Genomic DNA, 17,790 nt, shown 5'->3' on the forward strand with positions numbered 1-17,790 from the left:
CGTGGCGGACTACTGAAGCTTGTTGACGAGGTCGAGCAGCTTCCTGCCGTCTTCGCCGCCTTCTTCGGCGAATCCTTCGGCGAAGGCCGGCTGCATCGCCGCCTTGAATGCCTCATTCTCGGCATCGGTGGCGATATGCACCTTGACACCTTTCTCCTCGAGTTGCTTGGGGGCTTCGGCCGATGCTGCTATCGAAGCATCGAGCGCCCAGCCGGCCGCCGTTTCGCCGGCCTGCTTCAGGGCAGCCTTCGACTTGTCGCTCAGACCCTCATACCAGGCCGGGTTGACGTAGCCATGCAGATACGCCGCAAGCACAGGCAAGACGGTCATGTGGTCCTGCACCTCGTAGTATTTGCGCGAATAGGCAGCGGCAACATCGGTCACGGCGGCGTCGATCACACCGGTTGCCAGCGCCTGATAGACCTCGCTGCCGGGCATGGCGACTGTGGTTGCCCCCATCGCTGTAAGCCCACGGTCGAAGGCAGGGCCAATGCCGCGCATCTTGAGGCCCTTGAAATCGTCGGGCTTGACCAACGGCTTGCCTTTGGACGTGAAGACGCTGGTGTTTGTCTGGAACATCCAGGCGATGTTCTTGACGCCCTTCTCGGCCAGTTTCTCCTCCAGGAAGGCCGCGGCTTCGGACGTCGGCCATTTCTTCCACGCCTCGATGGACGACATGGTGTAGGGGCCGACAGTGACGTTCATGATGGGCAGCGTCTTGCCCCACTGGAAGTTGAGCGAGAAAGCGCATTCTATGTCGCCCTTGGCGACAGAGAGGATGTTGTCGTTCGCCTTCACGAGGCTGTCGGCGCCGAACACCTGAACGTCGAGTTCGCCTTCCGAGAGTTTTTCGACTTCGGCGGCCCATTTGTTGACCACAACTGCGATGTGATGCGCCGGAGGCAGTTGATGGCTGCAGCGCATGGCGGCGGCGGCCTGAGCCGAACCTTGAACGGCAAGCGACAGCGTCGCCACCGTCATGAAGAGTGTAGTGTTACGCATTATTTCCTCCCTGAGATAATTCTTTGCTGATCAGACCCCTCCCGGTCAGACGCGCCATTCGAAAGTTCGCGGCGGCCCTGCCCTCGCGATGCCGCCGTAAAGTTGCTCCTGAGGCATCTCGGCCTGTGCGATCGCGCGGACGGCAGTCAGCGCGTCAATGTCTATGCCGGTTCGAAAGCCCTTGGTCTCGCAGAGGAACACAAGGTCCTCGAACACGACGTTGCCGGTCGCGCCCGGCGCGAACGGACAGCCGCCGAGCCCGCCCAGCGAACCGTCGAGGACGCGGCAGCCCGCGTCCAGTGCCGCCGAAGCATTGGCGATGCCCATTCCTCGCGTGTCATGCAGATGAACGATGAAAGGTCGTTCGCCACACAGTCTTGCCAACCCTGTGGACAATTCCGCGACCTGCTTCGGCCCGGCGAACCCCACCGTGTCGGCGATGCCGACGATATCGGCGCCGGCGTCGAGGCAGGCTTGCGCCAGACGCAGCACTTCGGCGGGGTTTACCTTGCCCGCGATCGAGCAGCCGAAGGCCATGGCAATGCCGGCATTGACGATCGCCCTGTGTCCGCGCTCGTTTCGAAGTGCGGCGACCTTGCCAACCAGCGCGACCGCATCGTTGCGCGAGCGGCGCATGTTGGCTTGGCTGTGCTCCTCGGTCGCCGAAACGACGCAGACGATTTCGCCGACTTCGGTCCCGATGGCGTCCTCGGCCCCGCGCTCGTTCAGGGCCAGCGCCGCAGAGTGCGCTCCGTCGAGATTTTCGACTGCCGCTATCATCTCCCGTATATCAGCGAACTGCGGCATATGCGTCACCGGCAGAAAGGATCCGATCTCGAAATGACGTACGCCCGCCGCGTGTTCGTGCCTCAGCCAATCAAGTTTGGCGGCGGTCGAGGGATAGGACTTCACCAACTGCAGCCCGTCGCGAAGCCCGACCTCGCGAAGGCTGACGCGATCGCCGGGATAGATGTTGGCGATCGTCCTCATGCAACCTCCCTTGCCGTCCCGCGCGCCGCCGCGATGTCGGCCTGGTCAAGGCCAAGACCCGAAAGTACCACCGACGTATCCTGACCCAGCGCCGGCACATCGCCGCCCGCCGAAAGCATGACGCCATCGACATCGAAAGGCAGGGATGGTGCGCGGAACGTCCGGCCATCAGGCGTGTTCGAGGTTACGAGCCCGCCCGGGCGCATGACATGCGGGTCGTCGTACATGTCGGACGGTTTGGCGATCGGCGAATAAGGAATGCCAAGTTTCTCAAAGGCCTCGAGCAAAGGCCCTGCCGGATGGCGGGCAATAGCCCTGGCGACAATCGGGATTGTCCAGGACCGCGCATCGATCTGATCCATGCGTTTTTGAAGGCGCGGGTCCGCAAGGAGCTCGTCCAGTTCAAGCAACTTGCAGAGCGACGCCCACTGTCCTTCGGTGACCGCGCCGACGAATATCTGCCGCTTGTCGGCGGTCAGGAAGATATCATACACCGGCCAGGAGAAAGTCCGTTCGGGCATCGGCGGCGGGTTGGTGCCTTCGAGCTCGAACTGAACCATGTGCTGCGCAACCAGCAGCAGGCAATTTTCGAACAGACCGATCCGCAGATTGCGCCCCTTGCCGGTTTCCTTGCGTTCCAGCAGTGCAGCCAGAACCGAAAACGCCCCGAACAGACCACCCATGATGTCGTTTGCTGACGATCCTACCCGCAACGGCCGGCCGGTCGGCCCCGTCATGTAGGCCAGACCCGTCATCATCTGAACGACTTCGTCAAGCGCCGTCCGCTCCTGATAGGGACCACTGAGAAAACCCTTGTGCGAAGCCAAGATAAGTTTCGGATAACGTGCGCGCAGATCTTCGAGGTCAGCGCCCATTTTTGAAAGCGAAGCGTCGCGAAAATTCTCGACGAAGACATCAGCGCTTGCCAGCAGGCGGTCAAGCGCTTTGCGCCCGGCCTCGGTCTTCAGATCGAGTTGGACCGACTTCTTGCCACGGTTGAACAACGGAAAGAACGGCGTTCCCATGCCGGTGAGGTTGCGTGTCTTGTCGCCTTCGGGCGGCTCGACCTTGACCACGTCAGCGCCGAGCATGCCCAGAAACATGCCGCAGGATGGACCCATGATCATGTGGCTCATCTCGACGACCCTGATGCCCACTAGCGGCCTGAAGGTTTCGGCCATTGGTTGCCTTCCTCTCAACGGAGGCGCGACCATAGCCTTGTCGAGTCAGTGGCAAAATTATAATGTTTATAACTCTGCGTTCTAATTTATCGAATGGTATGGATTCACGCCAACTCCGCTACTTCGTAGCAATCTACGAGCAGAAAACGCTTGCCGGTGCGGCGGTGGCGTGCCGCGTTGCCGCGTCGGCGCTCAGTCACCACCTTGGCAATCTTGAGGCGGAGCTGTCGACGGCTCTGTTCGACCGCAAACCCCGGGGCATGCAGGCTACGGCGGCTGGAGAGCGGCTCTATTCGCACGCGAAGTCGATCCTGAAGGCGATGTCGGCGGCGGAAAAGGACATCCGCGAAGGCGGCGACGACATTGCCGGCGACGTCTCGGTCGGCATGGCCTATTCGGCCGTCAAGGCTATCGGCGTATCGCTCGCCCGGCAGATGCTTGAAGATTACCCGAAGGTCAGGCTCTCACTGTCGGAAAGCCTGTCGGGCTCAACGCTTCTGCACTTGATGGCATCCGAGGTCGACCTGGCGCTGGTTTACAACCCGCCCGCCGACCCTCGCCTGAAGACCGAGGCCGTCCTGGAGGAATCGATGGTGCTTGTCGGAACCCGCGCGATCATCGGCGACACCGACGAGCCGATCAGGTTCGCCGACATCCTTGACCTGCCCCTGATCCTGCTCAAGCAGGGGCTATCGGCGCGCGCGCTGATGGACGATGTCGGGCTGCTGAAGAAATTGGAGTTCCGGGCGAAATTGCAGATGAATTCCGTCCACGCCATCGGCGCGTCACTGGCGGCCGGACTGGGTTGTACGATCGGCACCAAGCTTTTCATGTACGAGCTGATCGAAACCGGCTCATTGCATTTTCGCGCAATCATCGATCCCGCGCTGTCACGTACGCTGTACCTTTGCCAGATGGCAGACCGGCCAGCGACTTACGCGCTCGAAGCTGTGCGCGCCCTAATACTCAAGCTGGTCAGGAAATCGGTCCAGAACGGCGCTTGGGAGGCAACTCCCTTGTAAGGGCTGGGCCAAATGCGCCCTTACAGATCCAGAACGACCGATTTGCCGCAGATTGCCGCCTTTTCCTTGCCGCTCTCATTACTTCGCTCAAGCCACGTGCTTCAACGGGTGCGCGCGCTCGACACGCTCGCGCTCCTTGGGGGTGTTCATCACCTCCCAAAGGTCGCTGCGTCGCTGCACGTTGAGCCAGAAGTCCGGGCTGTTGCCGAACACGCGGGCCAGGATCAGCGCCGTCGCCGCGGTCACGTTCCGGCGGTTGCCGCACAATTCGTTGACGTGCTTGCGCTGGACACCCATCGCCTCGGCAAGCGCGCCCTGGGTCAGGCCCATCGGCTGCATGAACTCTTCGGTCAAAATTTCACCGACAGTCGCCGGCTTGCGCTTGGTGGTCAGCATGATTGCCTCACTCTCATCGGTAGCCGTGATCGTCCAGATAAATTCCGTCCGCCTCGCCGCGCTGGCCATCCCAGTGGAAGATCAGTCGCCATTGCTGGTTGACCCGGATCGAATGGAACCCCGCCAGATTGCCGCGCAGCTTCTCGAAGTGATTGCTGGGTGGCACGCGCAAGTCCTGATCGGTCACGGCATCGTCGATCATCTGGAGCTTGCGGAACAGCCGGGCTTCGAGATCGGTCGGGATGTTGCGGGAGCGGACATCATCCACAAAGAAGGCCCGCAGCCACACATCCCGAAAGCCGACAATCATTCCGTCGCTCCAACGTGGAGCACGTGTACCACCCTATAGGTCACACAGCAACCTGCTTTTTGAAGGCAGGTCAAACGCCCGATTGCACGCAATTTACCCCAGTGACGGCCACCGGCTTCCACGTGCCTATGCGTGCAGGCAAGGGCGGGCGCTTTCGTCTTCCGCCTCCTGTGCCTGCCATGCCGCCAGATCCTCGGTGAAACGCAGGCCGGTCCGGCCGGCAGCGGCTTAATTACCGTCGATCGACAAGGCGACGACGCGGGGGCCTTAGCGAGCCCGGCGCAGGCAGCAATTGCCACGGCCAACCCGGCATGGATATTGGTTTTCTTCCTAGGCATGATCCCTGCACCCCGCTGCAACGCAGTTCAGGCAATTGAATCCCAATCATATTATCCACGGCGCGGTCGCTACCTTGACGCTGATCAAGGCAGCTTCTGGCGGAATGCATGCAGAAAAAAGATGGCGTCTACGGTAGGGCCTCTGGGTTTTCGTCTGACCCTCGCGGTTAGATTTAGAGGGCGATGGCGAATACGCAGTTCTCATCACCTGCGACGGTGCGCCCCAAAAAGATCGCCTCAAACTTCGCCTGAGGGCGTCTCGCCGGCGGGTTCAGGTCCCATTTCTTGTTCTCGACGCTCAAGTTCCTCCTGAAGCTCCAGCGCCAGCGCGGCAAGCTTCGGTGGCAGAGGTTGGTCGTCCTCCAGCTTTAACTGCTTGCGCAATTTCCGACGATACTCTTCCGAACCAATCAGCTCTTGGAAGGCACGATTCCCACCTCGGGTTACCATAACGGTGCACCTAGTTTCAGATGCAACTCTCAGACTGCTGAAGGGTTCCTTTACGTCGTGTGGACTCTTGGGATTCCAATGGCTGAGCAAATCCAGATTCAAGGATGTCTTTTGGAGACAGCCATGGGTGTTCTCGACCGTCTGATTCTTCGCGACGACCAGTGGGAGCGCATGTCGATGCACATCATCGGCGACCAGCGGACGCGAGGTTCGTCGGGCCGCGACAACCGGATGTTTGTGGAAGTGTCAACGCCGCTCGAATTTTCCCCAAAAGTGCCGAAGTAAAATTCCCCAGTTTCGCCGTTCAGACAGTCGCGGAGGGGTGTCCATTCTTCGGTGGCCGGCCGCTCGGCCGCGATGGTGGATTTAATGTCGGCGGCGTGATTTCGATCGCAGGTGTTCGGGCATGAACTCGGCGTGCTGGCGGGCAATCGTTGCCACGGTCCTTAACGTTCCGGACTAGCCTCTATTGGCGGTCACAGGGTTTAATGTGCGACAACGGAACAGGCGGGAATTGGCACGGGCGCTCGCGCGTGTGAGACGAAGGGCCACCGGGGTCGCGCGAGCAACAACTGTCGAGTTCGACGCCTCGGATTTTTCCGTTAGTTTGAAACCGCTTTTTGCTTCCGGCAGGAGGATACCGGCTTCGATGGGGGCGACGCACCATATTGGAGGCAAAGCTCGGTTCCTGTAGTGAGTTCCCGAGGCCGCGTTAGGAGGGTTCACGGCTGCGATGAAAGCAGCTGGGCGGGTCAAGAACGTGGGAAAGGTCGGCGATGAGCTCTCTACTTAGTATCCTGGCCAGCTTCACGATGACGGTTGTGTTGGGCTGGGCAACCGCTACCCAAGCAAGGCCTTATCGAGACTGACCGCCCGGCATCTCGCCGACCGCACAAATCGTCCTCGAAGCTTGGCACGGAACGACGAGGTAGTTATTGCTATAGAAAATATCCGGCTTTTTACTGAGCTTGAAGCGCGCAATCGCGAGATACTGTCACGATATTTCTCCCCTAACCAGGCACGGCGCTTGCCGCCGGTGCAGACGAGATCGAGCTTGCCGGGCAACGCCGGGAGGTGGCCGCGATCTTCACTGACATCGAAAGCTTCACATCACTTATCGAGGGATGGAGCCGGGCACTCTCAGCGACCTGCTCGTCGGCTATCTCTCCGGCATGACTTCCGTCGTGCTCTCTCACGAGGGCACTGTCGCGAAGATTGTCGGCGATGCACTGCACATCTTGTTTGGGGCGCCAGGCGATCAACCTGACCACGCCGCACGCGCTATCGCTTGCGCGCTCGACCTCGATGACTTCGCGCAGTCGTTCCGCGAGACGTGGCAACAGAAGAGCACCGGACTGGGTCCCACACGCATAGGCGTACATGCCGATCCAGCGAGCGTAGGCAATTTCGGCGGCGGCCGCTTCTTTGACTACACTGCCTATGGCGACACCATCAACATCGCCGCCCGACTCGAGGCGGCCAACAAGCAGCTTGGAACACGAATCTGCTTGAGCGAGAGTGTGGCGAAGCAAGTACTGGATTTCCGGAGCCGTCCCGTGGGCGATCTGATCCTAAGGGGACGAAGCGAGCCGTTGCGCGCATTCGAGCAGCTGCGGCCCGAGCAGTTCGGTGGTGCTCCCACGGAAGCCTATCTGGACGCCTTCGCCAAGCTGGAGTCCTCTGATCCCGACGCGCTTGGCGCGTTCGCCGCCGTAGTAAGCAGTATGCAGGGGAACCGGCTTGCCAGCTTCATCTCAAGCGGCTGCTCAACGGTGCAACAGGTACTCGGATAGAGATGGATTGAGGAAGGGCGCTCGATGTGTGCGTCGCCGCCAACGAGGCTCGCACGGAGGACGGCGTCACCCCTCTTGGGACGTCGTCAATTACCGCTGTCGCCGGCCTGGCTTCCTCATGCGCGGCGTTTTTGCTACCTAGTGTAATCTTATGGGGGGCCGGAGCGCGAGCCGGTCCAGAACGTAGCGCAATCCAGCATGCCCTTTTGCTATTTGCGCTTCTTCGCAGTTTCCCGCTGTTTCTCCTCGATCTCATCCAGAACTGCTTCTGGCGCTATGTCTCTCTTGATCTCGCGGACTTCTGAATCGCTTAGTTGTGGTTTTGCGTTCAACAGATCCGCTATGGCATCGACAAGGTAAGCGAGTTTGGTGAGTTCGTGTTCCACCAGCAGGCTGATCTGGAGGTCCAGGTCCGCGCGTTTGTCCGCGGCAGCTGACATTCGGTTTTGGCTGATCAGTACGAAGGTCGAGAGGAATATGGCTTCTACTGAAGCTACCATAGCCAAAATTACAAACATTGGATCAAATTGCGGAATGGCGGGCACCCAGCCTAAATTGATAGCGATCCAGCCTCCGACCAGGGCCAGGTGAAGGTACACGAAACGCATGCTGCCCGTAAAAGAGGTGATCGCCTCGGCAACCTTCTCTTCCAAAGTCGCCTCGCTTGCTTCCTTTGCCCGACGCTGCTCAAGTGCATGGATATTGTGTTTCAGCGCCTGGCTGAGTTCAGCAGGCGGCGGCGGCGGCAAGGTTGGAGAGGCCATAGATGCGCTCATTGTTGGAAGCCATGGTCTGGCTGCTTCGTGAGACGATTCAAATCCTGGCTATGTGACTTTGTTCCCCAATTCGCGTGCGACGGCCGGCAGTGACGGCGCCGTTTTCGCCATGGGCTTGGCGCGGTAGCCGAGACGCTCCGGCGTCCGCTCGCCCTTCGAGGCACCCAGCGCCTCGTCCATCTCGGCCTCGAGCACCTCCTGCACCACCGCACAGATCACTTCGTGCAGAGATCAGGTCCCGTCAACGCGGGCGTGGAAGCTCTTGCCTCTTCGAAGCATTCGTTGTTTGGCGACAAAATAGTCAAGGCCACCGACTGGCGCGACCAGGGACTGCCAATCTCGATTGTCGCCGAAAGCCACTGGGCCAGCTTTCTCTGACGCATCTGGGCTCAGTGTGAAGCCTCGCCAGCCGCCCCCGATGCGCTGACCATCTCTGTCCGCGTGCAAAACCGATCGGCTAAATGACAGAGGAGTAGTGTCGGAGTTCAGCGACGGTCTTAGTAAGCCCTTGCTGTTCGAGAGTGTCGAGATACTCCTCCGCCGTTCTAGGAGGGTTCTTTAAGCGCGCGCGGCAACGTTGTGCCGCCACAACAACGGCAGCCGTGTTCAGGCCGAACTGCTGGAAAAGAAATTCGTCGGGATGCAAGATTTCGAGCTGAAACTTGGCTAGGTAACTCCGCGGAAAGTCTTTCAGATTGAAAGTGATAATGGCGTCACAAGCCGCGTGAATGGCGGCTGCGAGCACGTGTCTGTCGTCATCGTCGGGGAGCTTCAGCCCTTCGATCAGATCTTCGTAGTCTTCAACTAAGCAGTCAGCTACCGCCTGATTCATCAATTGCTTTGTTCGCAATAGCTGCTCTGGTGTCAGATCCTCGCGATTTTTCAACACGTTACGAATCCATTCGTCATGGATTTGGTCAGTCCATTTCGCCCGGAACAGCCCTCCCGCTGCGAGTTCCATGAGGAAGTCTCGCAGCGGGGCTGGGTACAATGCGCAGGCGTCAAGAATGACGGTGTAGCTGGACTTCCTAATAGCCCATCCCCAAGTCTTGCGCTTGGGCTGCCAGGTCATCCATTACGCGCTGGCGCTCTTCCTCAGTTGACTTACGGAATGCGTCTAAATCTCGGAATTTTACCCGTCGATGAGTTCCTACCATATGGAACTTGACCTTTCCCTCCTCGAGTAGTCGAACAAGATAAGGGCGCGACACATTGAGATAGTCAGCGGCCTCTTGTGTGGTAAGTTCGGCATGGATGGGGAACAGGGTAACTGCGTTACCCTGCGCCATCTCAGTCAGAAGATGGTAAAGTAGATCGTTCACTGCTTTAGGCAGACGTAGCATCTCTCCTCCATCCACTTGGACGCGCAATTCGGCGCCCTCATGTTTGGCTTTAGAAAGGTGACGGCTGGCCTGCGCAGCCAATTCGACATCGTCGGCCGAAGGCAGAATCGGTCGTTCGAGCAACGTGGTCATGGTCGTCTTCCTTGTGTGTGATGGATATAGCACCCCTAAGACCTAACCGCAATATCCGAAATAATCGAAACAAGTGAACGGTTCGTAGCCATTTTTTGTTCCTTACCGCGATTGGGAAATAGCCGCTGTGTAGGAATCAAGTGTGGGCAATCAAAAGCCATGCCCAGAACTCAGCTAGCCTGGAATTCATGGCGGGTTGGCGGATGTGGTGCCGTTGAAATGACGTAGGATTTGGTTGCTTAGGCCGATCCGAATCATTTCCGGAGACCACACCCGCCATGAATGATCTTACGCTGCCGCTGAGCGGTTTGTCATCTGTGGGCGGCAAGGCCGTCGTTGCCCGCTTCGCTGGCGGCATGCTGTCGTCCAACGGTGGGGTTGTCGCTCTGGCCGAGGTGGAGAAACGGCTGCGTGTGGCTGACCGTCTGGCGCGTTGCATCGACGATCCGCGCTGCCAGGTCGTCCACAGCCTGGCCGATATGATCGGCTTCCGCATGAAGATGATTGCCGCCGGCTATGAAGACGGCAACGACGCCAACCGGTTGCGCTGCGATCCGGCCTTCAACATGGCCCAGGATGCGCTGCCTTCGGGTCGCGATCTGGCCTCCCAGTCGACGCTGTGCCGGCTGGAGACCCTGCCCGGCATGCGGGAGCTGGTCGCTATGGGTCGGGCGATGGTCGAACTTTACTGCGCCTCCTTCCGGCAGGTGCCGAAGCGGATCGTGCTGGATATCGACGACACGTTTGATGCCGTGCATGGCGGCCAGCAGCTTCGCCTGTTCAATGCCCATCACGACGAGTACGGCTCCCAGCCGATGGTGGTGTTCGATGGCGATGGCCGCTTCGGCGGTGCGGTTCTGCGGCCGGCCAAGCGGCCGAGTGGGGCAGAAATCCGCCCCCACCTGCGCCGCCTGGTGCGGGCGATCCGGAGCAATTGGCCGAACACCCGGATCCTGATCCGGGCCGACAGCCATGTGTGGATGGCTCCTGCCGCGCAAGAGAGAAATCTGACTTTTCCACCGCCCGATCGGGTGCGGTCATGTGTCCGGCCTGTTGATGCGGCATTGATAACCACTGGCCCTGATGGAAGTTCGCGGATCGGGTCTCAATCATTATTACGCGGTATTGATAATCCGCATGGCTGTCGGCGAGTTTTCCCGATCCCCGGTTCGACCGGTTGGCATCAAGTTTTTATTCACCCTTACGATCTCGGTAGCCTGTTGCTCTCCTCTACTGGCTACGCCGCTGTCGCGGGTGCCCTGAAGGTTTCCTGCCGCGTCATGATCGCCTATGCGATCCGAGCCATCTTGTTGGCCATAGCGACCGTAACCAGACGCGGCGGGCGGCGCTCAAGCAGACCGTTGACCCATTGTGCGCCAGGCGCGCTTTTTGCTCGCGCGTAGCGAAGCATGCCAGTTGCGCCAATCACTAGCATGCGCCGGATGTAGCGGTTGCCCTGCTTTGAGATCCGGCCCAGCCGCTCTTTGCCGCCACTCGAGTTCTGCCGAGAGACGAGGCCCAGCCAAGCCGCAAACTCGCGACCAGACCGGAAGAAGGAAGGATCGGGAACCGTCGCCGCAATCGCGGATGCGGTCAGCACGCCTACCGCGGGGATCGTCGCCAGTCGCCGGCTCATTTCGTTCTGTTTGTGCCAGGCCTTGATCTCGGCGTCGAGCTCGGCAATCGCTTTTTCGTTTGTGCGCAATTGCGCGACGAGCGGTCTCAAGGCTGCCTTTGCCAAAGTCGGCAGGCTATCATCGTCGTCGGCCTCGACTGCAGCGATGATGTCTTCAACCTTTCCGCGTCCCTGCGCGGCGACGGAGTTCGGCGGCGTGCCCCCGGACAGCGTTGATCAGCATGTTCTGCTGGCAGATCAGGAGGTTGCGCGACTTGTGAAGCATCTGCGCCGTCTGCTGGACTTCGGTCTTGAAGATTTCCCGCAGGCCGCCGACGCAGAAGTCGCCCGGGCGCTCGACCGAGCGCAGGCAATCAAGCAGGGCGGCAGCGATCGATGACATGGGTACTCCCGACAGCTGGCGAAGGAAGCAATGTTGCGAAGTAATCTGACTTAGACCCAGCGCGTCGGCCTCTCAAGAATTTGCACAGCAAGACACCGGTACTTGTCGTTGCTTTTCATGAGGAATGGCCCTCATCGTTCATCAAACCCGAAAATCGGGCTCAGCAGCGCTGCGAGAGCATGGAAAAGCCCGGCTTGCGCCTGAAGCCGTTGCGAAAACCGCCCAGCATGGCGTCTCGCTACAAGGTCGCACATAGGCGAAGCGCATCATAGATGGCGGCATGGACGTTGCGGCTGGCGGCAGCGTCGCCGATCCGATGCAACTCGAATGCGCCGTTCATGGGGCGCTCGGCCATTTGCGGGCGGCCGGCGAGAAGCAGGTCGACATTCGTCACGCCGCGATTGGCGGAGTGGTCGCGCAGTTGGTCAAAAACCTCCGTGAACGGAGTGGTGCCGCGCTCGACAACGATCTCCGAGGCGCTGAGCTCGCTCTCATGGCCGGTCAGCTCGTGGCGGAGGGTGGCAATCAGACGGTTTCCGTCGCGGCGCACCCGGATCAGCGAGCGATCGCAGAAAACGGCGATGGCGTTTTGCGCGAACCGTTTGCGGTAGATCACGCGGTCGGCATAAGACATCTCTACCGCCACCGCCTCGTCGATCGTCGCGAAGCTGACCGCCAGTCCGGCCTCGGCCAGGTGAAGGGCGCAGGAAGCGGCCTCGTGCCGTCCCGTCCCGTCATAGATGATGACGTTGTCGCCCACCGCAGGGCCGGTGCGCGACAGCGCGTCCCATATGGTGGTGCAGTGCTCGCTGCCGTCCAGCCATTCCACGTCCGGCAGGCCACCGGTCGCGACGATGACTGCGTCCGGCGCCTCCGACAGCACGGAAGCGGTGTCGGCATAGGTATCGAGCCTGAGCTCGACGCCGAGGCGCTGCAACTCCGCCCAGCGCCAGTCGATGATCCCGATGAGATCGCGCCGCATGCTCGCGCGAGAGGCGATCAGCAACTGGCCGCCGGGACAGCTGCCGACTTCGAACAGGGTGACCCTGTGGCCGCGCTCGGCGGCTACGCGTGCCGCCTCCAACCCGGCGGGGCCGCCACCGACCACCACCACGCGCCGGCCGGGCACATCCGCCGGCGCGATCACCTGCGGCAGGTGGAGCTCACGCCCGCTGGCGGGGTTGTGGAGGCAGTTCACCTTCTTGTAGAGGCAGTAGTTTGCGCCGACGCAGGGGCGGATGCGCTCCTCCTCCCCGCGGGCGAGCTTGTTCACGATCTGCGGGTCTGCGATATGGGCGCGCGTCATCCCGACCATATCGAGCATGTTCTCGGCGATCGCATAGCGCGCAGTCGCAATATCGGGAATGCGCCCGGCATGGAAGACAGGCAGCCGGGTCTCGCGTTTGAAATCGGCGACGGGCTTCAGAAACGGGGCGATCGGCTGCGACATGCCGGGCATGCTGTGCTCTGCCAGCGCCAGTTCGGTGTCCATGCGCCCGAAGATGCAGTTGAAGAAGTCGATCGAACCATCTGATTCGAATAGTCGGGCCAGCCGCAAGCCATCCTCGAAACCGATCCCATCCTCGCTGTCCTCGTCGACGACGAAGCGGATGCCGACCAGGAAGTCGTCGCCGACCCGCCGGCGGATCTCCTCGTGCACCATGAGCCCGAAACGCGCCCGGTTGGCCAGCGAGCCGCCGAAGCCGTCAGTGCGTTGGTTTGTGAGCGGAGACAGGAACTGACCGATGAGATGGCCGCCCGTCATCGTCTCGATCCCGTCCAGCCCGCCCTCAAGACAACGCAGCGCCGCCTCGCCATAGGCTCTGACGACACGCTCGATGTCGTCTCGATCCATTTCGCGCGGGAAGGCACGGTGGCGCGTCTCGCGAACACGAGATGGGGCGATGGCCGGCAGCCAGTTCGTCGACATCGCGTCGGCGCGCCGGCCAAGATGCGAGATCTGGCACATGAGCGCCGCGCCGGCGGCGTGAATGCGCGCGGACAATGCCTGAAGGTAAGGGATGACGGCGTCGCGCGAGACATCGATCTGACCGCCGCCCCAGCTCGAATCCGGGGTGACCATCGAGGAACCGCCGAACATGGTCAGCGCAAGGCCGCCAAGCGCCTTGGCCTCATGATAGGCCTGGTAGCGTTCGCCAGGCATGCCGCCATCGTCCAGGGTCGAGGCATGGCTCGTGCTGATGATCCGGTTGCGAAATGTTACCTTCTTGATGCGAAGTGGAGCGAGCAGCGGATCTGCCGTGCGGGGCGTGGCCGTGCGCAGCCTCGTCAAATCCGTCATTGCCGGCTTTGGCTTGGGAGGAAAGGGTCACGAGGCGCAACGGCGGCAGCGCGCAGATCCGCCTGCAGCCGGATGAGCTCCTCTTCGCTCTGGTGGCACAGTATATCGGCTCCCTTGGCCAGATGCCGCACCGGCGGCATTTGGGTGTCGCAGAGGCCCTCGATGCGCGACGGGCAGCGCGAGAAGAACGGACAGCGGTCGGCGCGCGCGAGACCGGCGGCCGAGCCCAGACCCATTTCGCCGCCTTTTTGCCCGAGCCCGTCGAGCCAGCCCGTGCGCAGTTCCGGGATCGAGGAAACCAGCAGGTCCGAATAGGGATGCAGCGGAGTGGAGCGCATCGCCGCGCGGCTCCCGGTCTCGACCTTGCGCCCAGCATAAAGCACCATCACATCGTCGCAGATCGTGCGGACGGTCGATAGATCATGGCTGATGAAGACGTAGGAAAGCTTCAGCTCTCTGCGCAGCTCGGCCAACAAATCGAGGATCGCCGCGGCAACCACCGTATCGAGCGCAGACGTCACCTCGTCGCAGAGGATCAGAGCGGGCTCCGCCGCCAATGCGCGGGCAAGATTGACGCGTTGCTTCTGGCCGCCCGAGAGTTCCCCTGGGTACCGGTCGGCGATGTAGGCAGGCAGTTGAACGAGGTCTAGCAGCCGGCGCACCCTGCGCGTTCGTTCCGCGCCCTTTACGCCGTGGTAAAAGGTCAGCGGCCGTCCCAGGATCTGCTCGATCGGGCGGGTCGGGTTCAGGGCCGTGTCGGCCATTTGGAAGACGATTTGGATGCTGCGCAACTGTTCCTTCGTGCGTTCCGCCGCCGATCCGGCCAGGGTCTCCCCCCGGAACTTCACGGTGCCGCCCGCGGGCGGCAGCAGCCCGGCGACGACGCGGGCCAGAGTGCTCTTGCCGCACCCGGACTCGCCGATGACGCCGAGATTGGTTCCCGGCCGCAGGGTGAAGCCGACATCGTTGAGCACGGTCACCGCGGGCAATCCGTCCAGACCGGCCACGCCATATCCCGCAACCAGGCCTTCCACCTCAAGCAGGGGTGGTTCCTGCGGGCTTGCGGCGAGCGGCGCGGCCTCGGCGGGCACGGCCGGCCGTGCGGCGGCGAGCAGGCTGCGGGTATAGGGGTTGCGCGCGTCAGTCAGAATCTGCTCGGTCGCGGCGCTTTCCTGAATCGCGCCGTCCCGCAGCACGATGATGTGGTCCGCGATCTGGGCGACCACCGCCAGATCGTGAGAGACATAGACGCCGGTGGTGCTGCGATCGCGGATGACCGATTTGAACGAGCGCAGCACTTCTATCTGTGTGGTCACGTCAAGCGCCGTCGTCGGTTCGTCGAAGATGACCAGCTCCGGTTCCGAAATCAACGCCATCGCCGCCGCCAGCCGTTGCAGTTGGCCGCCCGACACCTGATGCGGATAGCGTGCTCCGACGCCTTCGGGGTCGGGCAGCGCCAGCGCGCGGAACAGTTCCACGGCCTTCGCCTCCGCTTCGGCCCGCGAAGCCAGCCTGTGGATCATCGCGCTTTCGATGACCTGGGACATGATCGTCTTGGCCGGATTGAAGGCGGCTGCGGCGCTTTGCGCGATGTAGCTGACGTTGCGGCCGCGGATTTTGGCCTTTTCCGAGGCCGGCAGGGAAAGGATTTCGCGTCCGCCGATCCGGATCGAACCGCCAGCAATGCGGCAGCCGTTGCGGGCATAGCCCATCAGGGAGAGGGCGATGGTCGTCTTGCCCGAACCGGACTCGCCGATGAGAGCGACGACTTTCCCGCGGGGAACCGCGAAGCTGATGTCGCGGACGATCGGGCTCTCGCGGCCGCTGTCGCTGCGGGCGATGACGCGCAGGTTTTCGACTTTGACGAGTTCGGTCATGACAGGCGGTCCCGAAGGCGGCGGGGAAGATTGTCGATCGCCAGATTGACGCTGATGGTCAGCGAGGCGATGGCCAGCGAAGGGATGATGACCGCAGGCGCGCCATATGCCAGCCCCGACACATTCTCGCGCACCAGCGCTCCCCAATCCGCGTTGGGCGGCTGGACGCCAAGCCCGAGGAAGCTCAAGCCGCTCAGCAAAAGCACGATGAAGACGAAGCGCAGGCCGAAATCAGCCAACACCGGGCCTATGATATTGGGAAGAATTTCTTCGCGGATCATGTAGAGGGTCCCCTCACCGCGAGCCCTGGCGACGTGTACGAAATCGAGTTCGTTGACATTGGCGGCGAGCGCCCGCGCAAAGCGGAACGAACCCGGCGTGTAAAGCAGCGCCAGCGTGCCGATCAGCACCGGCAGCGAGGTTCCGACCGCCGCGATGATGACCAGGCCGAACATGAGGTGCGGGATGGCGTTCAAAGCGTCCAGGCCCCGGCTGACGATGGCATCGAACCATCCGCCGATCACCGCGGAAACCATCCCCAGGGCAACGCCGAACGAGCAGGCGATCAATGCAGCCGCCAGCGACACGCCGACAGTGTAGCGCGCCCCGATGATGACGCGGCTCAGCATGTCGCGGCCCAGATAGTCGGTTCCAAGCGGAAACTCCGCGCTGGGTGAACTGAATATATCGAAGCTGACAATGGCGCCGATCGGGTGGGGCGCTAGCCAGGGCCCGATGACGACGACAATCAGCCAGAAGACGGCGATCCCAAAGCAAACGCCCCCGACAGGCGTAATGGTCCAGCCACGCATTCTTGCTCGCGCAGGCAATGTCTCGGGTGCTGTGTCGACGATCTTGGTCATTTGTGTCGCAGCCTCGGATTGGAGAGAATTGCGCAGATGTCCGCCGTGGTCACGAGGACCAGGTAGCTGAAGCAGAAGATCATCGCGCAGGTCTGGATCAATGGCATGTCGCGCGTCGCGACGCCGTCGACCATCAGCTTGGCTATGCCAGGATAGTTGAAGATCGTCTCGACGATAATGACGCCGCCGAGAAGGTAGGAAAGGCTAAGCGCCACCGCGTTGGCGATCGGCCCTATCGCATTGGGCAGTGCATGCGTAAGGACGGCGCGGGTTTGGCCAGCCCCCTTGAGGACCGCCATTTCGACGTAGGGCGACTGCAGCGTGTCGATTACCGCGGCGCGGGTCATGCGGATCATCTGCGCACAGATCACGAAGCTCAGGCTGATCACCGGCATTGCGAACACGCGCAGCAATTCGCCGAGCGACTGCACATCGTTGGCGAACGACAAAGCGGGGAGCCAGCGCAGTTGCACCGCGAAAATCATCACCGCCAACGTGGCCACCATGAACTCCGGGACCGAAACCACGCAGATCGTGACGAAGCTGACGATCCGGTCGTAGAGCCTGCCGCGCCACATCGCGGCCGTGATGCCGAGGGTCAGAGCGATCGGCACCGAAAACGCGGCGGTCACGCCCGCCAGCAGCAGCGAATTTCCAAGGCGGCCGCCGATCAGCGTCGCGACCGGAATGTTGTTGACCAGGGAGACGCCGAGATCGCCGGTCAGCAATCCGCCGAGCCACAAGAGATAACGAACCGGTGCGGGACGATCGAGGTTCATCGCCTCGCGAAGGCCGGCAACCGCTTCGGGCGTCGCACTTTGCCCAAGCACGACCTCGGCAACGTCGCCGGGCAGCATCTCGGTTGCTAGGAACACAGCCAACGAGACTATGAACAATGTGAGGAGCATCACGCCGAGCCGGGCCGTGATCATTCTGCTCATGGTGTTGTTCATCGGTACGCAGCTCCGTGTTGGAGAAACGGCGCGGGCGAATACGC

The 17,790-nt window shown here is 61.5% G+C and carries 16 protein-coding genes and 3 pseudogenes; 4 read left to right on the forward strand and 15 right to left on the reverse strand.

Annotation, left to right across the window (positions count from 1 at the left end; all coding sequences use genetic code 11):
* Positions 1-9: 9 nt before the first annotated feature.
* The 3 genes from AC0NID_RS27820 to AC0NID_RS27830 are packed head-to-tail and all read right to left on the reverse strand — an operon-like array spanning position 10 to position 3,173.
* A complete protein-coding gene (locus AC0NID_RS27820; protein WP_473457529.1) occupies positions 10-1,002 on the reverse strand; it encodes a TRAP transporter substrate-binding protein in 993 nt (330 codons plus the stop codon).
* Positions 1,003-1,047: 45 nt separating this feature from the next.
* Complete coding sequence (locus tag AC0NID_RS27825) at positions 1,048-1,992, reverse strand: beta/alpha barrel domain-containing protein (protein ID WP_473457530.1); 945 nt, start codon at positions 1,990-1,992, stop codon at positions 1,048-1,050.
* Positions 1,989-3,173 (reverse strand): CaiB/BaiF CoA transferase family protein, encoded by a 1,185-nt coding sequence (locus tag AC0NID_RS27830; protein ID WP_473457531.1) that lies wholly within the window; start codon positions 3,171-3,173, stop codon positions 1,989-1,991. Before AC0NID_RS27830 ends, AC0NID_RS27825 begins: the two co-directional genes overlap by 4 nt.
* 98 nt (positions 3,174-3,271) lie before the next feature.
* Between AC0NID_RS27830 and AC0NID_RS27835 the strand changes: the two genes are divergently transcribed.
* A complete protein-coding gene (locus AC0NID_RS27835) occupies positions 3,272-4,195 on the forward strand; it encodes a LysR family transcriptional regulator (protein ID WP_473457533.1) in 924 nt (307 codons plus the stop codon).
* An 87-nt stretch (positions 4,196-4,282) separates the two neighbouring features.
* Here AC0NID_RS27835 and AC0NID_RS27840 read toward each other — a convergent pair whose 3' ends face one another.
* The 3 genes from AC0NID_RS27840 to AC0NID_RS27850 all read right to left on the reverse strand — a co-directional run bounded on the left by AC0NID_RS27840 (position 4,283) and on the right by AC0NID_RS27850 (position 5,689).
* Positions 4,283-4,591, reverse strand: coding sequence for a HigA family addiction module antitoxin (locus tag AC0NID_RS27840; RefSeq protein ID WP_473457534.1), 309 nt, complete (start codon positions 4,589-4,591; stop codon positions 4,283-4,285).
* 13 nt (positions 4,592-4,604) lie between these two features.
* Positions 4,605-4,901, reverse strand: coding sequence for a type II toxin-antitoxin system RelE/ParE family toxin (locus AC0NID_RS27845; RefSeq protein WP_473457535.1), 297 nt, complete (start codon positions 4,899-4,901; stop codon positions 4,605-4,607).
* Between the two features lie 575 nt (positions 4,902-5,476).
* Positions 5,477-5,689 (reverse strand): hypothetical protein, encoded by a 213-nt coding sequence (locus tag AC0NID_RS27850; protein WP_473457536.1) that lies wholly within the window; start codon positions 5,687-5,689, stop codon positions 5,477-5,479.
* Between the two features lie 123 nt (positions 5,690-5,812).
* On the opposite strand from AC0NID_RS27850, the pseudogene AC0NID_RS27855 reads away from it, so the two are divergent.
* Both AC0NID_RS27855 and AC0NID_RS27860 read left to right on the forward strand, forming a co-directional pair.
* A pseudogene (locus AC0NID_RS27855) lies at positions 5,813-5,932 on the forward strand (IS5/IS1182 family transposase); the annotation flags it as partial.
* 881 nt (positions 5,933-6,813) lie between these two features.
* A complete protein-coding gene (locus AC0NID_RS27860; RefSeq protein WP_473457537.1) occupies positions 6,814-7,482 on the forward strand; it encodes an adenylate/guanylate cyclase domain-containing protein in 669 nt (222 codons plus the stop codon).
* Positions 7,483-7,691: 209 nt separating this feature from the next.
* On the opposite strand, the gene AC0NID_RS27865 is transcribed toward AC0NID_RS27860, so the two are convergent.
* The 4 genes and pseudogenes from AC0NID_RS27865 to AC0NID_RS27880 all read right to left on the reverse strand — a co-directional run bounded on the left by AC0NID_RS27865 (position 7,692) and on the right by AC0NID_RS27880 (position 9,733).
* Entirely contained in the window at positions 7,692-8,246 is a 555-nt protein-coding gene (locus AC0NID_RS27865; protein WP_473457538.1) for a DUF1003 domain-containing protein, read from the reverse strand.
* A 111-nt stretch (positions 8,247-8,357) separates the two neighbouring features.
* Positions 8,358-8,486: pseudogene (locus AC0NID_RS27870) on the reverse strand (transposase); the annotation flags it as partial.
* Positions 8,487-8,715: 229 nt separating this feature from the next.
* Positions 8,716-9,219 carry a VapC50 family PIN domain-containing toxin gene (locus tag AC0NID_RS27875; protein WP_474033346.1) on the reverse strand — a complete coding sequence of 168 codons (504 nt, stop codon included), beginning with the start codon at positions 9,217-9,219 and terminating at the stop codon, positions 8,716-8,718.
* Positions 9,220-9,286: 67 nt separating this feature from the next.
* On the reverse strand, positions 9,287-9,733 hold the full coding sequence (locus AC0NID_RS27880) for a helix-turn-helix domain-containing protein (RefSeq protein ID WP_473457540.1): 447 nt from the start codon (positions 9,731-9,733) through the stop codon (positions 9,287-9,289).
* Positions 9,734-10,011: 278 nt separating this feature from the next.
* Here AC0NID_RS27880 and AC0NID_RS27885 point away from each other — a divergent pair.
* Positions 10,012-10,707 (forward strand): annotated as a pseudogene (locus AC0NID_RS27885) (IS1380 family transposase); the annotation flags it as partial.
* A gap of 314 nt (positions 10,708-11,021) precedes the next feature.
* Here the strand turns inward: AC0NID_RS27885 and AC0NID_RS27890 are convergent.
* The 5 genes from AC0NID_RS27890 to AC0NID_RS27910 all read right to left on the reverse strand — a co-directional run bounded on the left by AC0NID_RS27890 (position 11,022) and on the right by AC0NID_RS27910 (position 17,734).
* A complete protein-coding gene (locus tag AC0NID_RS27890) occupies positions 11,022-11,579 on the reverse strand; it encodes an IS110 family RNA-guided transposase (RefSeq protein ID WP_473457600.1) in 558 nt (185 codons plus the stop codon).
* 410 nt (positions 11,580-11,989) lie between these two features.
* A complete protein-coding gene (locus tag AC0NID_RS27895; protein ID WP_473457541.1) occupies positions 11,990-14,053 on the reverse strand; it encodes an oxidoreductase in 2,064 nt (687 codons plus the stop codon).
* Positions 14,050-15,930, reverse strand: coding sequence for an ABC transporter ATP-binding protein (locus AC0NID_RS27900; RefSeq protein WP_473457542.1), 1,881 nt, complete (start codon positions 15,928-15,930; stop codon positions 14,050-14,052). Before AC0NID_RS27900 ends, AC0NID_RS27895 begins: the two co-directional genes overlap by 4 nt.
* A complete protein-coding gene (locus AC0NID_RS27905; protein ID WP_473457544.1) occupies positions 15,927-16,793 on the reverse strand; it encodes an ABC transporter permease in 867 nt (288 codons plus the stop codon). Before AC0NID_RS27905 ends, AC0NID_RS27900 begins: the two co-directional genes overlap by 4 nt.
* Positions 16,790-17,734, reverse strand: coding sequence for an ABC transporter permease (locus AC0NID_RS27910; protein ID WP_473457545.1), 945 nt, complete (start codon positions 17,732-17,734; stop codon positions 16,790-16,792). The genes AC0NID_RS27905 and AC0NID_RS27910 overlap by 4 nt, the downstream gene beginning before the upstream one ends.
* Positions 17,735-17,790: the final 56 nt, after the last annotated feature.

This window comes from Mesorhizobium sp. WSM4821, assembly GCF_055901555.1.

Coding starts and splice junctions, on each gene's coding strand:
- AC0NID_RS27820 (WP_473457529.1), bottom strand. CDS start 1,002: ATGCGTAACACTACACTCTTCATGACGGTGGCGACGCTGTCGCTTGCC.
- AC0NID_RS27825 (WP_473457530.1), bottom strand. CDS start 1,992: ATGAGGACGATCGCCAACATCTATCCCGGCGATCGCGTCAGCCTTCGC.
- AC0NID_RS27830 (WP_473457531.1), bottom strand. CDS start 3,173: ATGGCCGAAACCTTCAGGCCGCTAGTGGGCATCAGGGTCGTCGAGATG.
- AC0NID_RS27835 (WP_473457533.1), top strand. CDS start 3,272: ATGGATTCACGCCAACTCCGCTACTTCGTAGCAATCTACGAGCAGAAA.
- AC0NID_RS27840 (WP_473457534.1), bottom strand. CDS start 4,591: ATGCTGACCACCAAGCGCAAGCCGGCGACTGTCGGTGAAATTTTGACC.
- AC0NID_RS27845 (WP_473457535.1), bottom strand. CDS start 4,901: ATGATTGTCGGCTTTCGGGATGTGTGGCTGCGGGCCTTCTTTGTGGAT.
- AC0NID_RS27850 (WP_473457536.1), bottom strand. CDS start 5,689: ATGGTAACCCGAGGTGGGAATCGTGCCTTCCAAGAGCTGATTGGTTCG.
- AC0NID_RS27860 (WP_473457537.1), top strand. CDS start 6,814: ATGGAGCCGGGCACTCTCAGCGACCTGCTCGTCGGCTATCTCTCCGGC.
- AC0NID_RS27865 (WP_473457538.1), bottom strand. CDS start 8,246: ATGGCCTCTCCAACCTTGCCGCCGCCGCCGCCTGCTGAACTCAGCCAG.
- AC0NID_RS27875 (WP_474033346.1), bottom strand. CDS start 9,219: ATGGAACTCGCAGCGGGAGGGCTGTTCCGGGCGAAATGGACTGACCAA.
- AC0NID_RS27880 (WP_473457540.1), bottom strand. CDS start 9,733: ATGACCACGTTGCTCGAACGACCGATTCTGCCTTCGGCCGACGATGTC.
- AC0NID_RS27895 (WP_473457541.1), bottom strand. CDS start 14,053: ATGACGGATTTGACGAGGCTGCGCACGGCCACGCCCCGCACGGCAGAT.
- AC0NID_RS27900 (WP_473457542.1), bottom strand. CDS start 15,930: ATGACCGAACTCGTCAAAGTCGAAAACCTGCGCGTCATCGCCCGCAGC.
- AC0NID_RS27905 (WP_473457544.1), bottom strand. CDS start 16,793: ATGACCAAGATCGTCGACACAGCACCCGAGACATTGCCTGCGCGAGCA.
- AC0NID_RS27910 (WP_473457545.1), bottom strand. CDS start 17,734: ATGAGCAGAATGATCACGGCCCGGCTCGGCGTGATGCTCCTCACATTG.